Raw genomic sequence first — 17,461 nt, 5'->3', positions numbered from 1 at the left:
TCCCGGGCGGCGCATCCGGCCCGGTGCCCGATCTCACAGCCGCCGGTGACCGGATGGCAGGGGTATGTCATGGGAAGCGGCACCGGCACACGCTACGGTCGTGCCATGTCTCCTACCGTCATTGATGAGCTGGTCCGGGCCAACCAGAAGTACGCCGAGAACTTCCGGGACCCGGGGATGGACGCCCGGCCGGTGCGCAAGGTGGCCATCGTCGCCTGCATGGACGCCCGGATCGACCTGCACGCGTCCCTCGGCCTGGAACTGGGCGACTGCCACACCATCCGCAACGCCGGCGGGGTGATCACCGACGACGTGATCCGGTCGCTGACCATCAGTCAGCGGGCGCTGGGCACGGAATCCGTGGTGCTGATCCACCACACCGGCTGCGGCCTCCAGGTGCTGACCGAGGACTTCCGTACCGAACTGGAGCGCGAGGTCGGCCAGAAGCCCGGTTGGTCGGTGGAGTCCTTCACCGATGTGGAGCAGGACGTGCGGCAGTCCATGGCACGGGTGCGCACTTCTCCCTTCCTCCTGCACACTGAAGATGTACGGGGGTTCGTCTTCGACGTGACCTCCGGGCTCCTGCGGGAGATCGACGCGTCGGAGGGGCCGCGTGACGCGGGAGCGTGACGTGAGACCGGAATTGTGTGAAGAATGCCTGCTGACAGGCATCCGTTCCGGCCGCCGGGCGGCTGGAGGGCACGCCCCGGTGCCGGCTGCACCGGGGCGTGCCACGGGGGTGTCCAGGCCGCGGTCCTGACCGACCAATCGGCCCGGACCGGGACATAAGGGGCCGAGGAGGGCCGGTGACGACCTATGAGGAACACGTCAGGCTCAATGAGCTGAGCGGCACCATCGACCAGGTGCTCCGTTCGGTGGAGAGCGTGATCGAGGGCAAGCCGGAGGTCGTCCGGCTTGCCCTGACCGTGCTGCTGGCCGAGGGGCACCTGCTGCTCGAGGACGTGCCCGGCGTGGGCAAGACCATGCTGGCCAAGGCGCTGGCGCGGTCGGTCGACTGCTCGGTGCGCCGGATCCAGTTCACCCCCGACCTGCTGCCCTCGGACATCACCGGGGTCAGCGTCTTCGACCAGCAGCGCAAGGACTTCGAGTTCAAGCCGGGCGCGGTCTTCGCGCAGATCGTGATCGGCGACGAGATCAACCGCGCCTCGCCCAAGACCCAGTCCGCGCTGCTGGAGGCGATGGAGGAGCGCCAGGTCACCGCCGATGGCCAGACCTATGCGCTGCCGGATCCGTTCATGGTCATCGCCACCCAGAACCCGGTGGAGATGGAAGGCACCTATCCGCTGCCCGAGGCGCAGCGGGACCGCTTCATGGCCCGGGTCTCGGTCGGCTACCCCAGCCCCGAGGCCGAGCTGCGGATGCTGGAGTCGCACGGCTCGCTCTCCCCGCTGGAGGTGCTGGAGCCGGCCGCCCAGTCGCACGACGTGATCAAGCTGATCCAGGCGGTGCGCGAAGTGCATGTCTCGGAGCCGGTGCGGCGCTATGCCGTGGAGCTGGTGGCCGCCACCCGCCAGCACCCGGGCCTGCGGCTGGGCGCCTCGCCGCGCGCCACGCTCCAGCTGCTGCGGGCGGCGCGGGCCGCGGCCATGCTCAGCGGCCGGGAGTATGTGCTGCCGGACGACCTCCAGCATCTGGCCGGCCCGGTGCTGGCCCACCGGCTGCTGCCCACGGCCCAGGCTCAGCTCAACCGGCAGACGGCCGAGGAGTTCGTGGCCGAGATCGTGCAGCGGACCCCGGTGCCCGGCGCCTACCAGCCTCAGTTCGGCCGGCCGCACCGGGGCTTCTGATGTCCCACGGCTCCCCCGCCTCCCCCGGCCGGGGCGCCCGGAGCGGCACGGCCGTGCCGCCGGTACCGCAGGCCCCGCTGGTGCCGCCCGCCGCGGCCCCGGGCACGGTTCCGGGCACGGTTCCGGGCACCGCCGCCGGGGCTCCCGGCCCAGCCGCCGGGACGGGGCCGCGGCCGGGCCGCGGCTCGGAGGACCGCGGGCCGCTGCGCGCCGCGTTCGGCGGCCTCACCACCCGCGGCCGGTCCTTCCTGGCCGCCGGCGGTGCCGCCGCGCTCTGCGCCTATCTGCTGGGCCAGCCCGATCTGCTGCGGGTGGGGGTGCTGCTGGCCGCCCTGCCCGTGGCCTGCGTGCTGGCGCTCTACTACACCCGCAGCCGGGTCTCCTCGGCGCGCCGGATGTACCCCTCCCGGGTGCCGGCCGGCAGCGAGTCCCGGGTCGAGCTGCGGATCGAGAACATCGCCCGGGTGCCCACCGGGGTGCTGCTGCTCCAGGACCGGGTGCCCTATGTGCTCGGCCCCCGGCCGCGCTTCGTGCTGGACCGGATCGAGCCGGGCGGGCGGCGGGACGTGGCCTACCGGGTCCGCTCCGAGCTGCGGGGCCGCTACCCCCTGGGGCCGTTGCAGCTCCGGCTGACCGACCCGTTCGGCATGGTGGAGCTGAGCCGCTCGTTCAGCGCCTTCGACGTGCTGACCGTGCTGCCCCGTACGGAGCAGCTGCCGTCGGTGCGGTTCGGCGGCGACGCCGGCGGTACCGGGGAGACCGGGCGGCGGGCGCAGTCCCTGGCCGGCGACGAGGACGTCATCCCGCGCGACTACCGGCACGGCGACGGGCTGCGCCGGGTGCACTGGCGTTCCACCGCCCATCGCGGCCAGCTCATGGTGCGCCGCGAGGAGCAGCCGCAGCGGGACCGCTGCACCGTGCTGCTGGACACCCGGCGGGTCGCCTACCAGGGCGCCGGCCCGGGCTCGGCCTTCGAGCGCGCGGTCTCCGGAGCCGCCTCGGTGGTGGCCCATCTGCTGGCCCGCGACTACGCGGTCCGGCTGGTGACCGACACCGGCGCCGTGCTGCCCGGCCCGCAGGTTGCCGGGGTGAGCGGTGCCGAGGCCGGCGCGCTGATCCTGGACGAGCTGGCCGTGCTTGACCACTCCCCCGGCCGCGGCTTCGAGGAGCTCGCCACCGGTCCGGGCCCGCTGGAGGAGGCCGGGCTGCTGATCGCCTTCCTCGGCTCGGTCAACCGGGAGGCCGCCCCGCAGCTCGCCCCGCTGCGCCGGCGGGCCACCCATGCGGTGGCGCTGGTGGCCGCCGGGCAGATGGAGCCCGAGGTGGAGGCGCACCAGCTCCGCCGGCTCACCGAATCCGGCTGGCTGGCGCTGCACCACCATCCGGGCATCCCGCTGGGGCAGCTCTGGCAGGACGCCGCCCGCCTGTCATTCGGTCCGGCCGGCGGCTGAGGGAGCGGAGCGGAATGGACGCACGCATCAAGATCGCGATCGCCGCCTGGGCGGCCACCCTGGCGGCGGCCGGCGCGCTGCTGCCGCTGGTCGAGGGCAGCGGCTGGATGGTCCGGACGGGGCTGCTGCTGGCCGCGGTGACCGGTACCGGCCTGCTGGCCCGCCGGCGCGGCGCCGGCGGCGGCCTCACCCTGCTGTGCCAGCTGGTGGTGGCGCTGGGCCTGGTCACGCTGGTGACCGCGCCGCAGGACGCGCTGGCCGGAGTGGTGCCCACCCCGGAGACACTGTCCGTCTTCGGGGAGCTGTTCGCGGCCGGGGCCGAGGACATCCGCACCTACACCGCCCCGGCCCCGCTCACCGACGGCATAGCGCTGATACTGCTGGCCGGGGTGCTGTTCTGCGGCCTGCTGGTCGATCTGCTGGCGGTGACGCTGCGCAGCGCGGCGCCCGCCGGGCTGCCGCTGCTGGCGCTGTACTCGGTGGCCGCGGGGATCTCCGAGACCGGCGCCTCCTGGCCCTACTTCCTGCTCGCCTCGGCCGGCTTCATGGCCATGCTGCTCTCCGAGAGCCGGGACCGGGTCTCGCACTGGGGCCGGGTGCTGGGCCGCCCGAGCAGCCACCCGGCCGCGGCGGCCGGAGCCGTCCGGGCGCCCCGGATGCCCACCGGCCGGCGGATCGGCGCGGTGACGCTGTGCGTGGCCGCCCTCGCCCCGGTGGCGCTGCCCTCGCTGGGCACCGGCGTCTTCGACCTCTACGGCGGCGGCAGCGGCCCGGGCTCCGGCGGCAGTGCGCTGCCCACCTCGGTGAACCCCGTGGTGGAGCTGCAGAACCAGCTCAACCGGCGGCAGAACGAGACCCTGCTGAGCTACCGCACGGACAGCCCGCGGCCCAGCGAGAGCTATCTGCGGCTGGTGGCCCTGGACCGGTTCGACGGCCGCCGCTGGACCTCGACCGCTCAGACCATGGGAGAGCCGCCGCAGACCCCCTGGGCGGTCGTCGGGCTGTCCGGGGACGTGCCCACCACCCTGGTCACCACGGACATCAGCGCCGTGGAGGAGTACCGGCAGCGTTCCCTGCCGGTGCCGGTGCCGGCGGTGGACATCGACGCCGAGGGTGCCTGGGAGTACGACGTCTACTCCCGCACCCTGGTCGCGGCGCGCGGCGGCCAGACCACCGCCGGGCTCTCCTACCGGGTGCGCAGCCTGCTGGTGGAGCCCACCCCCGAGCAGCTGGCGGGCGCGCCCGAGCCGGCCAGCGACAAGATCCGCGAGGACTTCACCGAACTGCCCGGCAATCTGCCGGACGTGGTGCGGCAGACCGCGCTGGAGGTCACCGCGGGCGCGGCCAACGACTACGAGCGGGCCGTGGCGCTCCAGGACTACTTCACCCGGGACGGCGGCTTCCTCTACTCCACCAGCGTCCAGTCCGGCACGGGCAGCCAGGCCATCGCCAACTTCCTCCGGGACCGGGAGGGGTTCTGCATCCATTTCGCCTTCACCATGGCGGCGATGGCCCGCGCCCTGGACATCCCGGCCCAGGTTTCGGTGGGCTTCACCCCGGGTCTGCGGCGCAGTGACGAGAACGGCAGCTATTACGTGGTCGGCACGCACAACGCGCACGCCTGGCCCGAGCTGTACTTCGAGGGCGTGGGCTGGACCCGTTTCGAGCCCACCCCGGGGCAGGGCAGCGCCCCGTCCTACACCTGGCCGCAGCCGGCCGACCCCGGCGGGGCCGATCCCGGGCAGGACCCGGCCCGGGACCCGGCGCAGCAGCCGGAGCAGCCCACCGAGGACCAGCCGGAGGAGCAGACCCCGACGGGCTGCGACCCGATACTGGAGCCGGGGCTGTGCGAGGACGGTCAGCGGAGCCGGAGCGAAGCGGAGGAGGACGCCGGCCTGGGCGTCTGGTGGTTCCTCGGTCCCGGGGCCGCGGCGCTGCTGGTGGCGGCGGCGCTCACGCCCATGCTGTGGCGGCGGCGGCTGCGGCGCCGGCGGCTGCGGCCCCGGGCGGGGCCGCTGACCGCCTGGCAGGAGCTCGCCGACACCGCATGGGACCTCGGGATCTTCCCCAAGGAGGGGGAGACCCCGCGGCTGGCCGCCCGGCGCATGGTGCGCGTCGGCGGCCTGGCCGGGGAGCCGGAGGCGGCGGTGCACCGGCTGGCCACCGCGGTGGAGCGGGAACTGTACGCGCCGGACGGCGGGGCGGGGCAGCGGCCGGAGGACGACGACGGCCGGGCCGCGGGGGACGTCCGGGCCGCTGCCGCCGGGCTGGCCGCCACCGCGGACCGCTGGACCCGGCTGCGGGCCCTGCTGATGCCGCGCTCGGCGGGCCGGGTGACGGCGGCCGTGCGGGACTGGCGGCGGCGTCAGGGCACCCGGCTGCGGGAACGGCTGCGGCTGCGCGGCCGGCTGCCGCGCCGCAGGCCGCGCAGCACCTGACCGCGGCGGCCGGGCCCGAGCACCGGCCGAGCACGGGGCGAGCACTGGACGAGGGCCCTCTCCGCCGCCGGAGAGGGCCCTCGGTCCGCTGGTCGGTCTGCCGGCCGGTGAAAGGCTTCGGCGGCCACGGCACCACGGGGAGCGGAGCGGAAGCCTGCCCGGGAGTTCTCGGGGGCCTCCCGGGGATTGCGAGGGCGCAGGAGAACGCGGAGCGGCGGGCCGGCGGCAGTGCCGCGGCCCGCTTGCCGTGCTGCTGCTGTCTTCCGTCACTCACTGCCGCGGCGGTCGGCGCCGCGGGCTGCCGTTCGGAGGAGTCGGGCCTCAGCGATCCCGTTCGTCCCGCCGGCGCTGCCAGCGCTCCTCGATGCGGTTCATCATGGAGCGGCGCTGCCTGCCCTGGTGTGGCCGCCGGCCGCCCTGCCTGCCGCTCTGCCGGCCGGCCGCGGCCTGGCCGTCGGCGGGCTGGGCGGGTGTCTTCTTCCAGCCCGTGACCGCCAGCACGGCGCAGCCGAGCATGATCAGGAAGCCGACCACGCTCAGCCAGATCTGCTGGGCGACCATTCCGCCCATGAGAAGCGCGATGCCCACCAGAAATCCGAATGCCGCTTGGTAGACCCGCTTGCGGGTGTACGTGCGCAGCTCACTTCCTTCGAGCGCTGTAGCGAACTTGGGATCTTCGGCGTACAACGCTCGCTCCATCTGCTCGAGCATGCGCTGCTCGTGCTCAGAGAGCGGCACGGAGTCCTCCTACTCGTCGGTCGCGGCGGGCGACCGTTCCGACCCTTTAAGGATAGGCGGGGATGCCTCCCCGTGAAACCCGCCCCTCTACGCCTTTTGCGCCCACCGCCTCCCTGTTCCGGGCTGTGCGGGTGGAGTTGTCCTGCCCACACTCTCCCCGGGCCATGCCGAAGGGCTGTCTACGATGATACGGGGCCCGGCGCCATTTCACCGGGTGAGCCGGAAGGCCCCCCGGCGGCCGGAAGGCCCCGGGATCCGGCGCCGCCGCAGGGCGCCGGAGCCGGCGGAGTCCGCCGGAAGCCGGCGGACGGTGCGGCCGGGGGCCGGGCGGCCGGCGGGGCGGCTCAGGGAGCGGGCCGGGGCTCCTGCGGGCGGTGCGCCAGCACATGGAGCTGCCCGGCCACGGCCAGGAACGCCGGGTGCGCCGCCGCCCCGGCCTCCAGCCGGATCAGTGCCTGCAGCGCCTCCGGCTCGGTGTCCACCAGCGCCCCGGGCACCAGGTCGGCGAAGATCCGCACCCCGTGCAGCGCCCCCGGGACCAGCCCGGCGGCCGAGACCAGACCCGTCAGCCGCTCGGTGGTGAAGCGGTGCGGCACCGGATCGGACCCGCCCCACCGGCCCTCCGGATCGTCCAGCGCCTGCCGGGCCTCGGTGAACCGCCCGGCCAGCGCCCGGGCCAGCACCGCCCCGCCCAGGCCCGCCGCCAGCAGGCTGAGCGCGCCGCCGGGGCGCAGCGCGCCGGCCACCGCGGCGACGGCCGCCGCCGGGTCGTCCACATACTCCAGGACGCCATGGCACAGCACCATGTCGTGGCGCTCGCGCCCGGCCACCTCCAGCAGGTCCCCGGTGTCGCCCTGCACACCGCGCACCAGCCCGGCCACGCCGGCCTCGGCGGCCCGCCGCTCCAGGGCGAACAGCGCGTCCGGGCTCGGGTCGACCACCGTGACGCGGTGGCCCAGCCCGGCCGCGCGCACCGCGAGAATGCCGCTGCCGCCGCCGGTGTCCAGCACCTCCAGGGCGGGCCGGCCGGTCGCCTTGACGGTGTTCTCCAGCGCCTGGCGGACCAGATCCCAGACCACCCCCAGGCGCAGCGCGGTGTGCGGGCCGGGCGCTGTCGGCTCAGACGGCATGTCGGAGTGCTCCTCGGTGCTGGGCTGGCGCATGCACACGTGCACGAGCGGGCGCCACCGGCGGTCTTCCCGCGGCGGTCCCCCGCGAGTACGGTCAGCAGACTACTGCCTCCCGGGGGCCGCCCCCACCGCGGAGCGGGCACGCCGGGGCACGCCTCGGGTCCGTCCCGTTCCGCGCCCCTGCGGGAATGCGGTCCGGGTGTGCACGGCCGGTTCCGGCCGCGGGCTTGGCACTCCGGTGCCGGACCGGTTCCGGATCAGTGCTCGTTCTGGCGCGGCAGCACCGCCTGAGGGAGTAGCATCTCCTGCACCAGACGCAGGAACATACCGGCGGCGCGCACCAGATCGTCGCTGTCGCGGCGGGTCGCCACTCCGCGTATCCCGGCCTCCACCCGGGCGCGGCGGACGGCGCTCGCGGCGAACAGGGTGCTCCACTCACCCAGCTCGGGAGCCACCTCGGGCAGTACCTCCCACACCGGCCGGATGCGCCGGCGGGCGCGCGGGCTGCTCTCCGGCCGGCCGCGGGCCGCCAGCACCGCGGCCGCGGTGCGCAGGGCGCAGAGATGGGCGGCGACATAGGCGTCGCCGATGTCGGTGCACTCCTGTGCCTCGTCCAGGCTGCGCTCGGCCTGGGTGAGCAGATCCAGCGCGGCGGGCGAGGCGGGCGCCCGGCGGAGCACGGGGTGCACATCGGTCGGGGGTCCGGTCATGACGAACCTCCAGTCGTCATTCGGTGGACAAGCGATCCACGTTCTCTTCCTGTATCCGCGTCGTGCCGTTCAGTACGTCTGTTCCCATGCTGGCGTACGCCACTGACAATCGGCAGAGCCCGCCGGCGCCGCAGGTACGGACACCGCCGGCGGCGGAAACGCAGGAGACGGAAGGCGGCGCGTGTGCTCCCCGGGACACCGCCGCCGCGGATGCGGACATGCGTGTGGCGGGCAGTACGGCCCCCCGGCCGCGCACTGCCCGCCAGCACAGATCCCCCGCCGGGTCACCCCGGCGCTTCCCCCGGACCGGTTCTCGTCCCCCGTACCGCCGCCCCGTGCCGGCGGTGCGGTTCCGGACACCCCGTCCGCTTGCTCTCCACAGTGCCGTCCGCGCGGCCCGGCGCCCATCCGCAGACCTACTCAGGCAGGTACTCATCCGCCGGACGGGTGTCCCCGCGCACCGGGTAGGGTGCTGGCCCATGGCACGGATCGCGGTGGTCGGCGCGGGTATGGGCGCCCTGGCGGCAGCCGCCCGGCTCGCCACCGCGGGACACCGGGTGACGGTCTACGAACGCACCGGCACCCATGGCGGCGCGCTGCGCCGGTACCGCCGCGACGGCTTCGCCTTCGACACCGGCCCCGGGCTGCTGCATCTCCCCGCCGTCTGGCGGGACCTCTTCCTGAAGACCGGGCGGCAGCCGCTGGAGGAGTGCGTGCCGCTGCACCGGGTCGATCCGGCCGCCGAACACCGTTTCGCCGACGGCACCGTGGTCCGGCTGCCCGGCCTGAGCCGCGGCGGGGTCCGGCAGGCGCTGGACGCCGCGCTCGGGCCCGGGACGGGCGACCGCTGGGCGGCGCTGCTCGACCGCGCCCGGGAGAGCTGGGAGCGCACCCGCCGTCCGCTGCTGGAGGAACCGCTGACCCCGGACCCCGGCCGCCGGGCGGCGGCAGCCGCCGGGCACTGGCCCCCGGCGCGGCGCTCCCTCCGGCCGGCCGCATGGCGGCGCCGCCGGCCGCCGTCGCTGGCCGCCGTCGCCCGGGACGAGCTGCGCGATCCGCGGCTGGCGGCCCTGCTGGGCTCGGTCGTCTCGGCCTATGGGGTGGACCCGGGCACCGCCCCCGCGCACGCCGCGGTGCTGGCCTATGTGGAGGAGACCTTCGGCAGCTGGTACCCGGAGGGCGGGATGCGGGCGCTGGCCGACGCGGTGCACCGGCGCTGCCTGGACCGCGGCGTGCGGTTCGTGTTCGGCGCCGAGGCCACCGGGGTGCTGGAGCGGGACGGCCGGGCCTCCGGTGTGCAACTGGCGGACGGGCGGCGCGAGCCGGCCGACCATGTGGTCTGGGGTGCCCCCGGTCTGGGGGCCCCGGCCCGCGGCACCGGACGCTGCACGCTGCTGCTGGCCCTGCGCGGGCCGCGCCCGGCGGACACCGCGCACCGCACCGTGCTGCATTCCGGGAACCCGGACCCGGACCCGGACGGCGGTCCCCGGGCCCCGCGGACGGTCACCGTGCTGCGCCCGGACGACCCGGCGCTGCGGCCGGACGACGGGCACGAGGCGGTGGTGCTCTCCGCGCCCGTCCCGGCGCCCGGGCCGGGACCGGGGCCGGGGCCGGGGCCGGAGGACTGGGCCGCGTTCGGGGAGCGGATGCTGGACGCCGCCGAGGCGGCCGGTCTGCGGCTGCGCGCCCGGATCCGCTGGCGGGAGCTGCGCACCCCGGCGGATGTGGCCCGGGAGACCGGCATGCCCGGCGGTCTGGTGCCCCCGCCCGCGCTGGCGGGCGGCGGCGGTGCCTGGCTGGCGGCGCCCAACACCGGACGGCTGCCCGGCGCCTACCGGGTCGGCGGGCTCGCCCATCCGGGCGGCGGACTGGCCCATGCGGGGATGTCCGGGGCGATGGCGGCGGGGCTGATCACCGAGGGACCGCACTGGCGCGGCTCCTCCTGATCCGGGCTCCCGGTCCGCCGGCCTGCTGCCCGGGCGGTTCCCGGGCCGCGGTCAGCGGTTCTGCTGGTAGTAGCCGGTGGCGTAGGGGTCGGGGCCGGCCTGCGGGTAGCCGTCCGGCATGGCCGGGTCGCGCTGCTGGGGCACCCACACCCCGCCCGGCGGGGTCTCCTGGTAGTACGAGGGCCCGGCGGCCACCGCCCACTGGCCGCCGCCGGTGTCATACCCCTCGCCGGCGGCATACGGGTCGTAGGCGGCGGGCTGCGCGGGCGGAGGGTACCCGTCCGGTGCCTGGGCGCCGTAGCCCTGCTCCGGATACCCCTGGCCGCCGTACTCCGGGTAGGCACGGTCACCGCCGGGGCCGCCGGGGTAGGGGTCCGGGTAGGAGCCGTAGCCCTGCTGTCCGCCGCCCGGATAGCCGGCCGGGTACGGGTCCTGGTACGCGGTGGCCTCGTAGGACGAGTAGCCGCCGCCGTCCGTGGCGTACGCGGGCGCCGGCGTCTCCGGGCCCCACTCCGGGGTGGCGTAGCCGTGCTCCCCGGTGTCGTACTCCCGGCCGGAGCCGGTGCCGGTGACCGTGGGCCAGCCGCCGGCGGGGGTGGCGGCGTAGTCGTCCTGGAAGGGCTCCTGGTAGGGCTCGCGGTAGGGCTGCTGATAGCCCTCGTCGCGGTAGCCGCCCGGGCCGCCGCCGTCCGGCCCAGGCGCATCCGCGTCCCGGCCGTCCGGCGGCACCGGCATGGCGTCCGGCCCGTCCGCCGCGCCGGGCGGGGCCTCCTCGTCCACCGGCGGCATGGGCCGTACCTCGCCGCGCCGCCGCCGGCTGGTGCCGGGCCGGCCGCCCAGCGCCCAGCCGGTGGAGAAGCCCTTGCGGTAGGAGAGGGTGACCAGCGTCTGCCCGATGGCGAAGCCCGTCGCGCCGAGCGCGATCAGCGGCAGGGACGGCAGCAGCACGCCCAGCACCACACCGAGAAAGCCGGTGAAGGCCAGCAGCCGCCACCGCAGTCTTGCCTTGTACTGGAGCAGCACCTCACCGAGGAGCCAGAAGGCGACGAGTCCGAACGCGACGTAGAGGACCGCCCAGCCCATGTCCGCCCTCTCCTCGTGGAACTAGGTCTGCCGATCCAAACCCAGATTCCGGTAGATGTCCAGCGTGGCCATGGAGCGGTTGAGGGTGATGAAGTGGAGTCCGGGGATGTCCTCCTGCATCAGCCGCGCGCACAGCTCCGTGGCATAGTCAATTCCGATTGAGCGTACCGCTGCCGGGTCGTCCTTGACCGCCAGAATGCGCCGTTCCAGCTCCGGGGGGAAGGTCGCGTTGCTGAGCTGGGCGAAACGTTCGATCTGCCGCACGCTCGTGACCGGCATGATCTCCGGGATGATGGGGACGTCGCAGCCCGCCGCGGCCACCCGGTCGCGCAGCCGCAGATAGTCGTCCGCGGCGAAGAACATCTGGGTGATGGCGTAGTCGGCGCCCGCCCGGCACTTGGCCACGAAGTGCCGGATGTCGGTCTCCCAGTCGGTGGAGCGCGGGTGCATCTCCGGGAAGGCGGCCACCCCGACGCAGAAGTCTCCGGACTCCTTGATGAGTTCCACCAGCTCGGCGGCGTAGGTGACGCCCTGCGGATGCGGCACCCACTCCCCCATGGGGTCGCCGGGCGGATCGCCGCGCACCGCGAGCATGTTGCGGATGCCCACGTCCGCGTAACGGCCGATGATGTTGCGCAGTTCGGCCTTGGAGTGGTTGACGGCGGTCAGGTGGGCGACCGGGGTGAGGGTGGTGTCGTCCGCGAGCCGCTCGGTGGCCCGCACGGTGCCCTCCCGGGAGTACCCGCCCGCGCCGTAGGTCACCGAGACAAAGGTCGGGCCGACCGCCTCCACCTGCCGGATGGCCTCCCACAGGGCCCGCTCGCCCTTCGCGGTCCGGGGCGCCGTGAACTCGAAGGAGTAGGAGCGCTCGCCGCCAGCCAGCAGTTCACGCACGGTACGCGCGTGATCGGTCCGTACCGAGGGAAGTCCAAGGGCCATGCCCCGAGGCTACCCAGGGGCCGGCCGCGTCCCGGGGGCCGTCCGGAGTACGGACGGCCGGAAACGGCCGGGAAGTGGCCGGATCACGGCGGTCGCGCCGGGCCGCGCCGCTCAGCCGGCGGACGGCGCGGCCCGCAGCCTGGCGGCCAGCGAGGCGGCGGCCCTGCCCGGGTCCTCCGCCTCGGTGATCGCCCGGACCACCACCACCCGGCGGGCGCCCGCGTCCAGCACCTGGTCCAGATTCCCGGCGTCGATGCCGCCGATGGCGAACCAGGGCCGGTCCGGGGAGCGGGCGGCGGTGTGGCGGACCAGGTCCAGACCGGGGGCCGGGCGGCCGGGCTTGGTGGGGGTGGGCCAGCACGGCCCGGTGCAGAAGTAGTCCACCCCGGGCTCGGTCATGGCGGCGTCCGCCTCGGCCGGGCTGTGGGTGGAGCGGCCGATCAGCGGCCGGGGGCCCAGGACGGCGCGGGCCGCCGGCACCGGCAGATCGCCCTGGCCGAGGTGGAGCACGTCCACCGCGGCCCCGGCGGCGTGTGCCACATCCGCCCGGTCGTTGACGGCCAGCAGCGCGCCGTGCCGGCGGCAGGCGTCCGCGAAGACCTCCAGCAGGGCCAGCTCCTCGCGGGCCTCCAGATCCTTCTGGCGGAGCTGGACGATGTCCACGCCGCCCGCCAGCACCGCGTCCAGGAATTCCGGGAGATCACCCTGCCGGGTGCGGGCGTCGGTGCACAGATACAGCCGGGACCGGGACAGCCGGGACAGCGGACGGGGCTCGTGGACGGAGATCATGCGGCTCGCTTCTCGGGTGCTGAACGGTCCGGCCGGGCCGGCCGGAGGAGTGGGGGAAGGACGGCCGGGGGCGCACGGCCGCCGCGCCGCGGCCGTGCGCCCCCGGGCGGGACATCAGACGGCGAGGGCCTGGGCGCGGCGCTTCACCTCGGTGCCGCGGTTCTCGCGCAGCGCCTGGGCGGGCGTGCCCGGCAGGGTGTCATCGGGAGTGAACAGCCACTCCAGCATCTCCTCGACGGTGAAGCCGTCGTCCTTCAGGAGCGTGATGGTTCCGGGGAGTCCCTTGACGATGCGGTCCTCGCCGATGAAGTCGGCCGGAACCTGGAGCACCCGGTTCTCCCCGCGCCGCACGGCGATGAGCTGGCCTTCCTTGACCCACTGCCGGACCCTGGTCACTTCGACTCCCAGCCGTTCGGCGATGTCGGGAAGGGTGAGCCAGGACGGGACAAGGGCGTCGATCTTCGGATCAATCTCGGTCACTCTCTCAGCCTGCCATCCGGTACCGACCGGCGTCACCCGGGAACCGCCCGCCCGCGGCATACATGCCGGTCCCGGTCGGTGTGCGGCTTTCCCGCGCCGCCCTTCCGCCCCGCCCGTCCCACGGGTCACGGCCGGGCGGCCGGCGGCCCGGCGGCTCAGCGCAGGGCGGCGGATTTCAGCGGCACGGCCGGGTCCGCGGCGCGCGCCGGGTCGAGCGGCGTGCCGCGGTCGATCAGCCGGCGGCCCTGGGCCGCGTCGCGCGGGCGGTCCACCGTCAGCAGCGCGGTCAGCCGCCCCTCCCGCAGCCAGCACACCGTCCAGCCGGCACCGCTCTCCGGGTCGCCGCGCCACAGCGGGGTGCCGGCGTCGCCGTGGTACCCGGCGTACTGCACCGTGCGGCCGAACTGGTCGGACCAGAAGTACGGCACCGGGTCGTAGCGCTCCGCCCGGCCGAGGATGCCGGCCGCCACGGTGCGCGGCGCGTGCAGCGCGTTGTCCCAGTGGTGCACCAGCATGCGGCGGCCGTAGCGGGCCGAGGGGTAGGAGGCGCAGTCCCCGGCCGCCCAGACGTCCGGCACGCCGGGCACCCGCAGCGTGGCGTCGGCCCGTACCGAGCCGTCCGCCGGATCGAGCGGCACCCCGGAGCCGGCCAGCCAGCCCGTGGCGGGGCGGGCCCCGATGCCGATCAGCACGGCATCGGCGCCGAGCACCTGTCCGCCGGCCAGCTCCACCGCGCCGGTGCGGACGGCGGCGACCGGTGCCCGGGTGCGCAAGGCGGCGCCGGACTCGGCGTACCAGCGGCGCATCGGAGCGGTGACCTCGGCGGGCAGCGCGCCGGCCAGCACCTGGCCGGACGCCTCGACCACGGTGACCGGGCAGCCGGCCGCGCGGGCCGCGGTGGTCAGCTCGGCGCCGATCCAGCCGGCGCCGACCACGACCAGACGGCCGCGGGCGGCCAGCACCTCGCGCAGCGCCAGGGCGTCGTCCAGGGTGCGCAGCACATGGACGCCGGGGGCTGTGCCCGATGCCGCTCCGGTACCGCCGCGGGCGCCGGGGAGGGCGACGGCCTCCGCACCGGTGGCCAGCACCAGGTGGCGGTAGCGCAGCGGACCGCCGTCGGTGTGCAGCAGCCGGGCGGCCGGGTCCAGACCGGTGGCGGCGCGTCCCTGGAGCAGGGTGATGTCCAGCGCCGCGTAGTCGATGTCCAGTTCGCTGCTCTCGGCCTGACCGAGCATCACCTCCTTGGAGAGCGGCGGCCGGTCGTAGGGCCGGCGGTTCTCGCCGCCCAGCAGCGTGACCGGGCCGTCCCAGCCCTGCTCGCGCAGTTCCACGGCGGTGCGGGCACCCGCCAGGCCGGCCCCGGCGATCACCACGCCCGCCCGCGCTCCGCTCCCCGGCTCCTGTCCCGTCGTCACAGGCGCAAGCCTAGGGGGTGGGTCTCCGGCGCCTCCGGCCCGGCGGTCCGGCTTAACGGCGCGGCGCGGACCGTACTACGCTGGCGGTCGGTCACCGCGTCCGTCGCGGCGACGGCGACCGCACTCACGGGAGCCCGGACGCACCGGGCTGAGAGGGAGGCTGACGCGGCCTCCGACCGTAGGAACCTGATCCGGGTCATGCCGGCGAAGGGAGAAGGAATGTCCATGATGCCCGCGGCTTCGGACCCCGGTCCGCCGTCCACCACGCCCGCCGTGGATGTGCTGGTGATCGGCGGCGGGGTGATCGGCCTGGTCACGGCCTGGCGGGCGGCCCAGCGCGGCCTGCGGGTGACGGTGGTCGATCCGTCACCGGGCGGCGGCGCCGCCCAGGTCGCGGCGGGCATGCTGGCCGCCGTCACCGAGCTGCACTACGGCGAGGAGGCGCTGCTGGAGCTCAATCTGGCCTCCGCCCGCGCCTATCCGGAGTTCGCCGCCGAGCTGGCCGAGGTCTCCGGCCAGGACATCGGCTACCGCGCCTGCGGCACCCTGGCGGTGGCGCTGGACGCCGACGACCGGGCGCAGCTGCGTGAGCTGCACGCCCTTCAGCAGCGCTGCGGCCTGGAAGCGCAGTGGCTGAGCGGACGGGAGTGCCGCCGGCTGGAGCCGATGCTGGCGCCGGGGGTGCGCGGCGGCCTGCGGGTGGACGGCGACCACCAGGCCGATCCCCGGCTGCTGACCGCGGCCCTGGTCACCGCCTGCCGCCGGACCGGGGTGGAGTTCCGCCGGACCCGGGCCGGGAAGCTGCTGTGCTCGGCGGCCGGCGGCCGGGCCACCGGGGTGGAGCTGGCGGACGGCGGACGGCTGGGCGCGGGCCGGGTGGTGCTGGCCGGCGGCAGCCGCAGCGGGATGCTCGCGGGGCTGCCCGAGGAGCTGCGGCCGGCCGTCCGTCCGGTGAAGGGGCAGGTGGTGCGGGTGCGGATGCCCCAGAGCCGTCCGCCGTTCCTGTCCCGCACGGTGCGCGCGGTGGTGCGCGGCAGTTCCGTCTATCTGGTGCCGCGGCGCTCCGGGGAGCTGGTCATCGGCGCCACCTCCGAGGAGCAGGGCTGGGACACCACGGTGACCGCGGGCGGGGTCTACCAGCTTCTGCGGGACGCGCACGAGCTGGTGCCGGGCCTGACCGAGCTGCCGCTGGCGGAGACCCGGGCCGGGCTGCGGCCCGGCACCCCGGACAACGCGCCGCTGCTGGGCCCGAGCGGACTGGACGGCCTGCTGCTGGCCACCGGCCACTACCGCAACGGCATTCTGCTCGCGCCGGTCACCGGGGAAATCCTGGCCGAGGTGCTGACCGAGGGCGAACTTCCCGGGCGCTGGCAGGCGTTCAGCCCGATGCGGTTCGCCGGGGTGCCGGCGTGACCGGGCCGGGGCCGGCCGCGGTGACGGTGTCGGTGAACGGCGAGCCGCGCCGGCTGCCGCCCGGCACCTCGCTGGCCGCGCTGGTCGGCGAGCTGACCCAGGCCCGCGGCGGGGTGGCCGCGGCGGTGAACGAGACGGTGATCCCGCGTGCGGACTGGGCCGCCACGGCCCTGGCCGAGGGGGACCGGGTGGAGGTCCTCACCGCGGTGCAAGGAGGCTGACCACCATGAGCATGCAGGCGGACCCGTCGCACCGCGGTCCGGAACCGGACCCGGACCGGGACCCGGACCCGGACCCGGAGGCGGACGACGCGCTGGTGCTGGGCCGGTACCGGTTCCGGTCGCGGCTGATCATGGGCACCGGCGGCGCCCCCAGCCCGGGGACACTGCGCGAGGCGCTGGCCGCCTCCGGCACGGAGCTGACCACGGTGGCGATGCGCCGGGTCGAGCCCGGGGTGCGCGGCTCGGTGCTGTCCGTGCTGGCGGAGCTGGGCATCGCGGTGCTGCCCAACACGGCCGGGTGCTTCACCGCCGGGGAGGCGGTGCTCACCGCGCGGCTGGCCCGCGAGGCGCTCGGCACCGACCTGGTCAAGCTGGAGGTCATCGCCGACGAGCACACCCTGCTGCCGGACCCGGTGGCCACCCTGGAGGCGGCCGAGACCCTGGTCGACGACGGCTTCACGGTGCTGCCGTACACCAGCGACGACCCGGTGCTGGCGCTGCGGCTCCAGGAGGCGGGCTGTGCCGCGGTGATGCCGCTGGGCTCGCCCATCGGCTCCGGGCTGGGCATCCGCAATCCGCACAACTTCCGGCTCATCACCGAACGGCTGCGGGTCCCGGTGATCCTGGACGCGGGCGCGGGCACCGCCTCGGATGCCGCCCAGGCCATGGAACTGGGCTGCGCGGGCGTGATGCTGGCCTCGGCGGTGACCCGGGCGCAGCGTCCGGTGCTGATGGCGCGGGCGATGCGGCACGCGGTGGCGGCCGGGCGGCTGGCCGCGCGGGCCGGGCGCATCCCGCGCCGGCACTACGCGCTGGCCTCCTCCCCGGTGGAGGGGCGGGCCGAACTCGACCCGGAGCGGCCCGCGTTCCCCGGCTCCTGAAGCCGCCGGGGACCGCCCC

General features: G+C 75.7%; 16 protein-coding genes and 1 riboswitch. Of the genes, 8 read left to right on the top strand and 8 right to left on the bottom strand.

Features of this window, described 5'->3' with window-relative positions:
• Positions 1-105 precede the first annotated feature (105 nt).
• The 4 genes from BM242_RS12425 (at position 106) to BM242_RS12410 (ending at position 5,697) form a co-directional block, all read left to right on the top strand.
• Positions 106-630, top strand: a complete 525-nt coding sequence (locus tag BM242_RS12425; protein WP_342746957.1) for a beta-class carbonic anhydrase — start codon at positions 106-108, stop codon at positions 628-630.
• Between the two features lie 176 nt (positions 631-806).
• Positions 807-1,808, top strand: coding sequence for an AAA family ATPase (locus BM242_RS12420; RefSeq protein WP_093838828.1), 1,002 nt, complete (start codon positions 807-809; stop codon positions 1,806-1,808).
• The gene (locus BM242_RS12415; protein WP_093838827.1) at positions 1,808-3,259 is read left to right on the top strand and encodes a DUF58 domain-containing protein; all 1,452 of its coding nucleotides are present in this window, start codon (positions 1,808-1,810) and stop codon (positions 3,257-3,259) included. The genes BM242_RS12420 and BM242_RS12415 overlap by 1 nt, the downstream gene beginning before the upstream one ends.
• A 14-nt stretch (positions 3,260-3,273) precedes the next feature.
• A complete protein-coding gene (locus BM242_RS12410; RefSeq protein ID WP_093838826.1) occupies positions 3,274-5,697 on the top strand; it encodes a transglutaminase TgpA family protein in 2,424 nt (807 codons plus the stop codon).
• 321 nt (positions 5,698-6,018) lie between these two features.
• Here BM242_RS12410 and BM242_RS12405 read toward each other — a convergent pair whose 3' ends face one another.
• From BM242_RS12405 to BM242_RS12395, 3 genes are all read right to left on the bottom strand, one after another.
• A complete protein-coding gene (locus tag BM242_RS12405; protein WP_093838825.1) occupies positions 6,019-6,435 on the bottom strand; it encodes a DUF3040 domain-containing protein in 417 nt (138 codons plus the stop codon).
• A 344-nt stretch (positions 6,436-6,779) separates the two neighbouring features.
• The gene (locus BM242_RS12400) at positions 6,780-7,565 is read right to left on the bottom strand and encodes a methyltransferase (protein ID WP_175541389.1); all 786 of its coding nucleotides are present in this window, start codon (positions 7,563-7,565) and stop codon (positions 6,780-6,782) included.
• A gap of 257 nt (positions 7,566-7,822) precedes the next feature.
• Positions 7,823-8,275: an SAV_6107 family HEPN domain-containing protein gene (locus tag BM242_RS12395; protein ID WP_093838823.1), complete on the bottom strand. Its 453-nt coding sequence runs from the start codon at positions 8,273-8,275 to the stop codon at positions 7,823-7,825.
• A 479-nt stretch (positions 8,276-8,754) separates the two neighbouring features.
• Here BM242_RS12395 and BM242_RS12390 point away from each other — a divergent pair, with 479 nt between their 5' ends.
• A complete protein-coding gene (locus tag BM242_RS12390) occupies positions 8,755-10,221 on the top strand; it encodes a phytoene desaturase family protein (protein ID WP_093838822.1) in 1,467 nt (488 codons plus the stop codon).
• A 51-nt stretch (positions 10,222-10,272) separates the two neighbouring features.
• On the opposite strand, the gene BM242_RS29360 is transcribed toward BM242_RS12390, so the two are convergent.
• From BM242_RS29360 to BM242_RS12365, 5 genes are all read right to left on the bottom strand, one after another.
• Positions 10,273-11,304 (bottom strand): hypothetical protein, encoded by a 1,032-nt coding sequence (locus tag BM242_RS29360; protein ID WP_175541388.1) that lies wholly within the window; start codon positions 11,302-11,304, stop codon positions 10,273-10,275.
• A gap of 21 nt (positions 11,305-11,325) precedes the next feature.
• A complete protein-coding gene (gene metF, locus BM242_RS12380; protein WP_093838821.1) occupies positions 11,326-12,243 on the bottom strand; it encodes a methylenetetrahydrofolate reductase [NAD(P)H] in 918 nt (305 codons plus the stop codon).
• 111 nt (positions 12,244-12,354) lie between these two features.
• Positions 12,355-13,032, bottom strand: a complete 678-nt coding sequence (gene thiE, locus BM242_RS12375) for a thiamine phosphate synthase (RefSeq protein ID WP_093838820.1) — start codon at positions 13,030-13,032, stop codon at positions 12,355-12,357.
• Positions 13,033-13,146: 114 nt separating this feature from the next.
• Positions 13,147-13,512, bottom strand: coding sequence for an Rv2175c family DNA-binding protein (locus BM242_RS12370; protein ID WP_093838819.1), 366 nt, complete (start codon positions 13,510-13,512; stop codon positions 13,147-13,149).
• Between the two features lie 155 nt (positions 13,513-13,667).
• Positions 13,668-14,927, bottom strand: coding sequence for an NAD(P)/FAD-dependent oxidoreductase (locus BM242_RS12365; protein ID WP_093838818.1), 1,260 nt, complete (start codon positions 14,925-14,927; stop codon positions 13,668-13,670).
• Between the two features lie 116 nt (positions 14,928-15,043).
• Positions 15,044-15,157: riboswitch (TPP riboswitch) on the top strand.
• Between BM242_RS12365 and thiO the strand changes: the two genes are divergently transcribed.
• The 3 genes from thiO (at position 15,147) to BM242_RS12350 (ending at position 17,442) form a co-directional block, all read left to right on the top strand.
• The gene (gene thiO, locus BM242_RS12360) at positions 15,147-16,340 is read left to right on the top strand and encodes a glycine oxidase ThiO (RefSeq protein ID WP_093838817.1); all 1,194 of its coding nucleotides are present in this window, start codon (positions 15,147-15,149) and stop codon (positions 16,338-16,340) included. (Overlaps the previous riboswitch by 11 nt.)
• Positions 16,337-16,561 (top strand): sulfur carrier protein ThiS, encoded by a 225-nt coding sequence (thiS, locus tag BM242_RS12355; protein WP_175541387.1) that lies wholly within the window; start codon positions 16,337-16,339, stop codon positions 16,559-16,561. The genes thiO and thiS overlap by 4 nt, the downstream gene beginning before the upstream one ends.
• A 131-nt stretch (positions 16,562-16,692) precedes the next feature.
• Complete coding sequence (locus BM242_RS12350; protein WP_245834021.1) at positions 16,693-17,442, top strand: thiazole synthase; 750 nt, start codon at positions 16,693-16,695, stop codon at positions 17,440-17,442.
• Positions 17,443-17,461 lie beyond the last annotated feature (19 nt).

The organism is Streptomyces aidingensis, from assembly GCF_900112355.1.
Taxonomy (GTDB): Bacteria; Actinomycetota; Actinomycetes; order Streptomycetales; family Streptomycetaceae; genus Streptomyces; species Streptomyces aidingensis.
This window is presented reverse-complemented; position numbering and strand designations above follow the sequence as displayed.

Excerpts from the sequence above, each read along its gene's own strand:
- BM242_RS12425 (WP_342746957.1), top strand. The coding sequence starts at position 106 with ATGTCTCCTACCGTCATTGATGAGCTGGTCCGGGCCAACCAGAAGTAC.
- BM242_RS12415 (WP_093838827.1), top strand. The coding sequence starts at position 1,808 with ATGTCCCACGGCTCCCCCGCCTCCCCCGGCCGGGGCGCCCGGAGCGGC.
- BM242_RS12410 (WP_093838826.1), top strand. The coding sequence starts at position 3,274 with ATGGACGCACGCATCAAGATCGCGATCGCCGCCTGGGCGGCCACCCTG.
- BM242_RS12400 (WP_175541389.1), bottom strand. The coding sequence starts at position 7,565 with ATGCCGTCTGAGCCGACAGCGCCCGGCCCGCACACCGCGCTGCGCCTG.
- BM242_RS12395 (WP_093838823.1), bottom strand. The coding sequence starts at position 8,275 with ATGACCGGACCCCCGACCGATGTGCACCCCGTGCTCCGCCGGGCGCCC.
- BM242_RS12390 (WP_093838822.1), top strand. The coding sequence starts at position 8,755 with ATGGCACGGATCGCGGTGGTCGGCGCGGGTATGGGCGCCCTGGCGGCA.
- BM242_RS29360 (WP_175541388.1), bottom strand. The coding sequence starts at position 11,304 with ATGGGCTGGGCGGTCCTCTACGTCGCGTTCGGACTCGTCGCCTTCTGG.
- metF (WP_093838821.1), bottom strand. The coding sequence starts at position 12,243 with ATGGCCCTTGGACTTCCCTCGGTACGGACCGATCACGCGCGTACCGTG.
- thiE (WP_093838820.1), bottom strand. The coding sequence starts at position 13,032 with ATGATCTCCGTCCACGAGCCCCGTCCGCTGTCCCGGCTGTCCCGGTCC.
- thiO (WP_093838817.1), top strand. The coding sequence starts at position 15,147 with ATGTCCATGATGCCCGCGGCTTCGGACCCCGGTCCGCCGTCCACCACG.
- BM242_RS12350 (WP_245834021.1), top strand. The coding sequence starts at position 16,693 with ATGGGCACCGGCGGCGCCCCCAGCCCGGGGACACTGCGCGAGGCGCTG.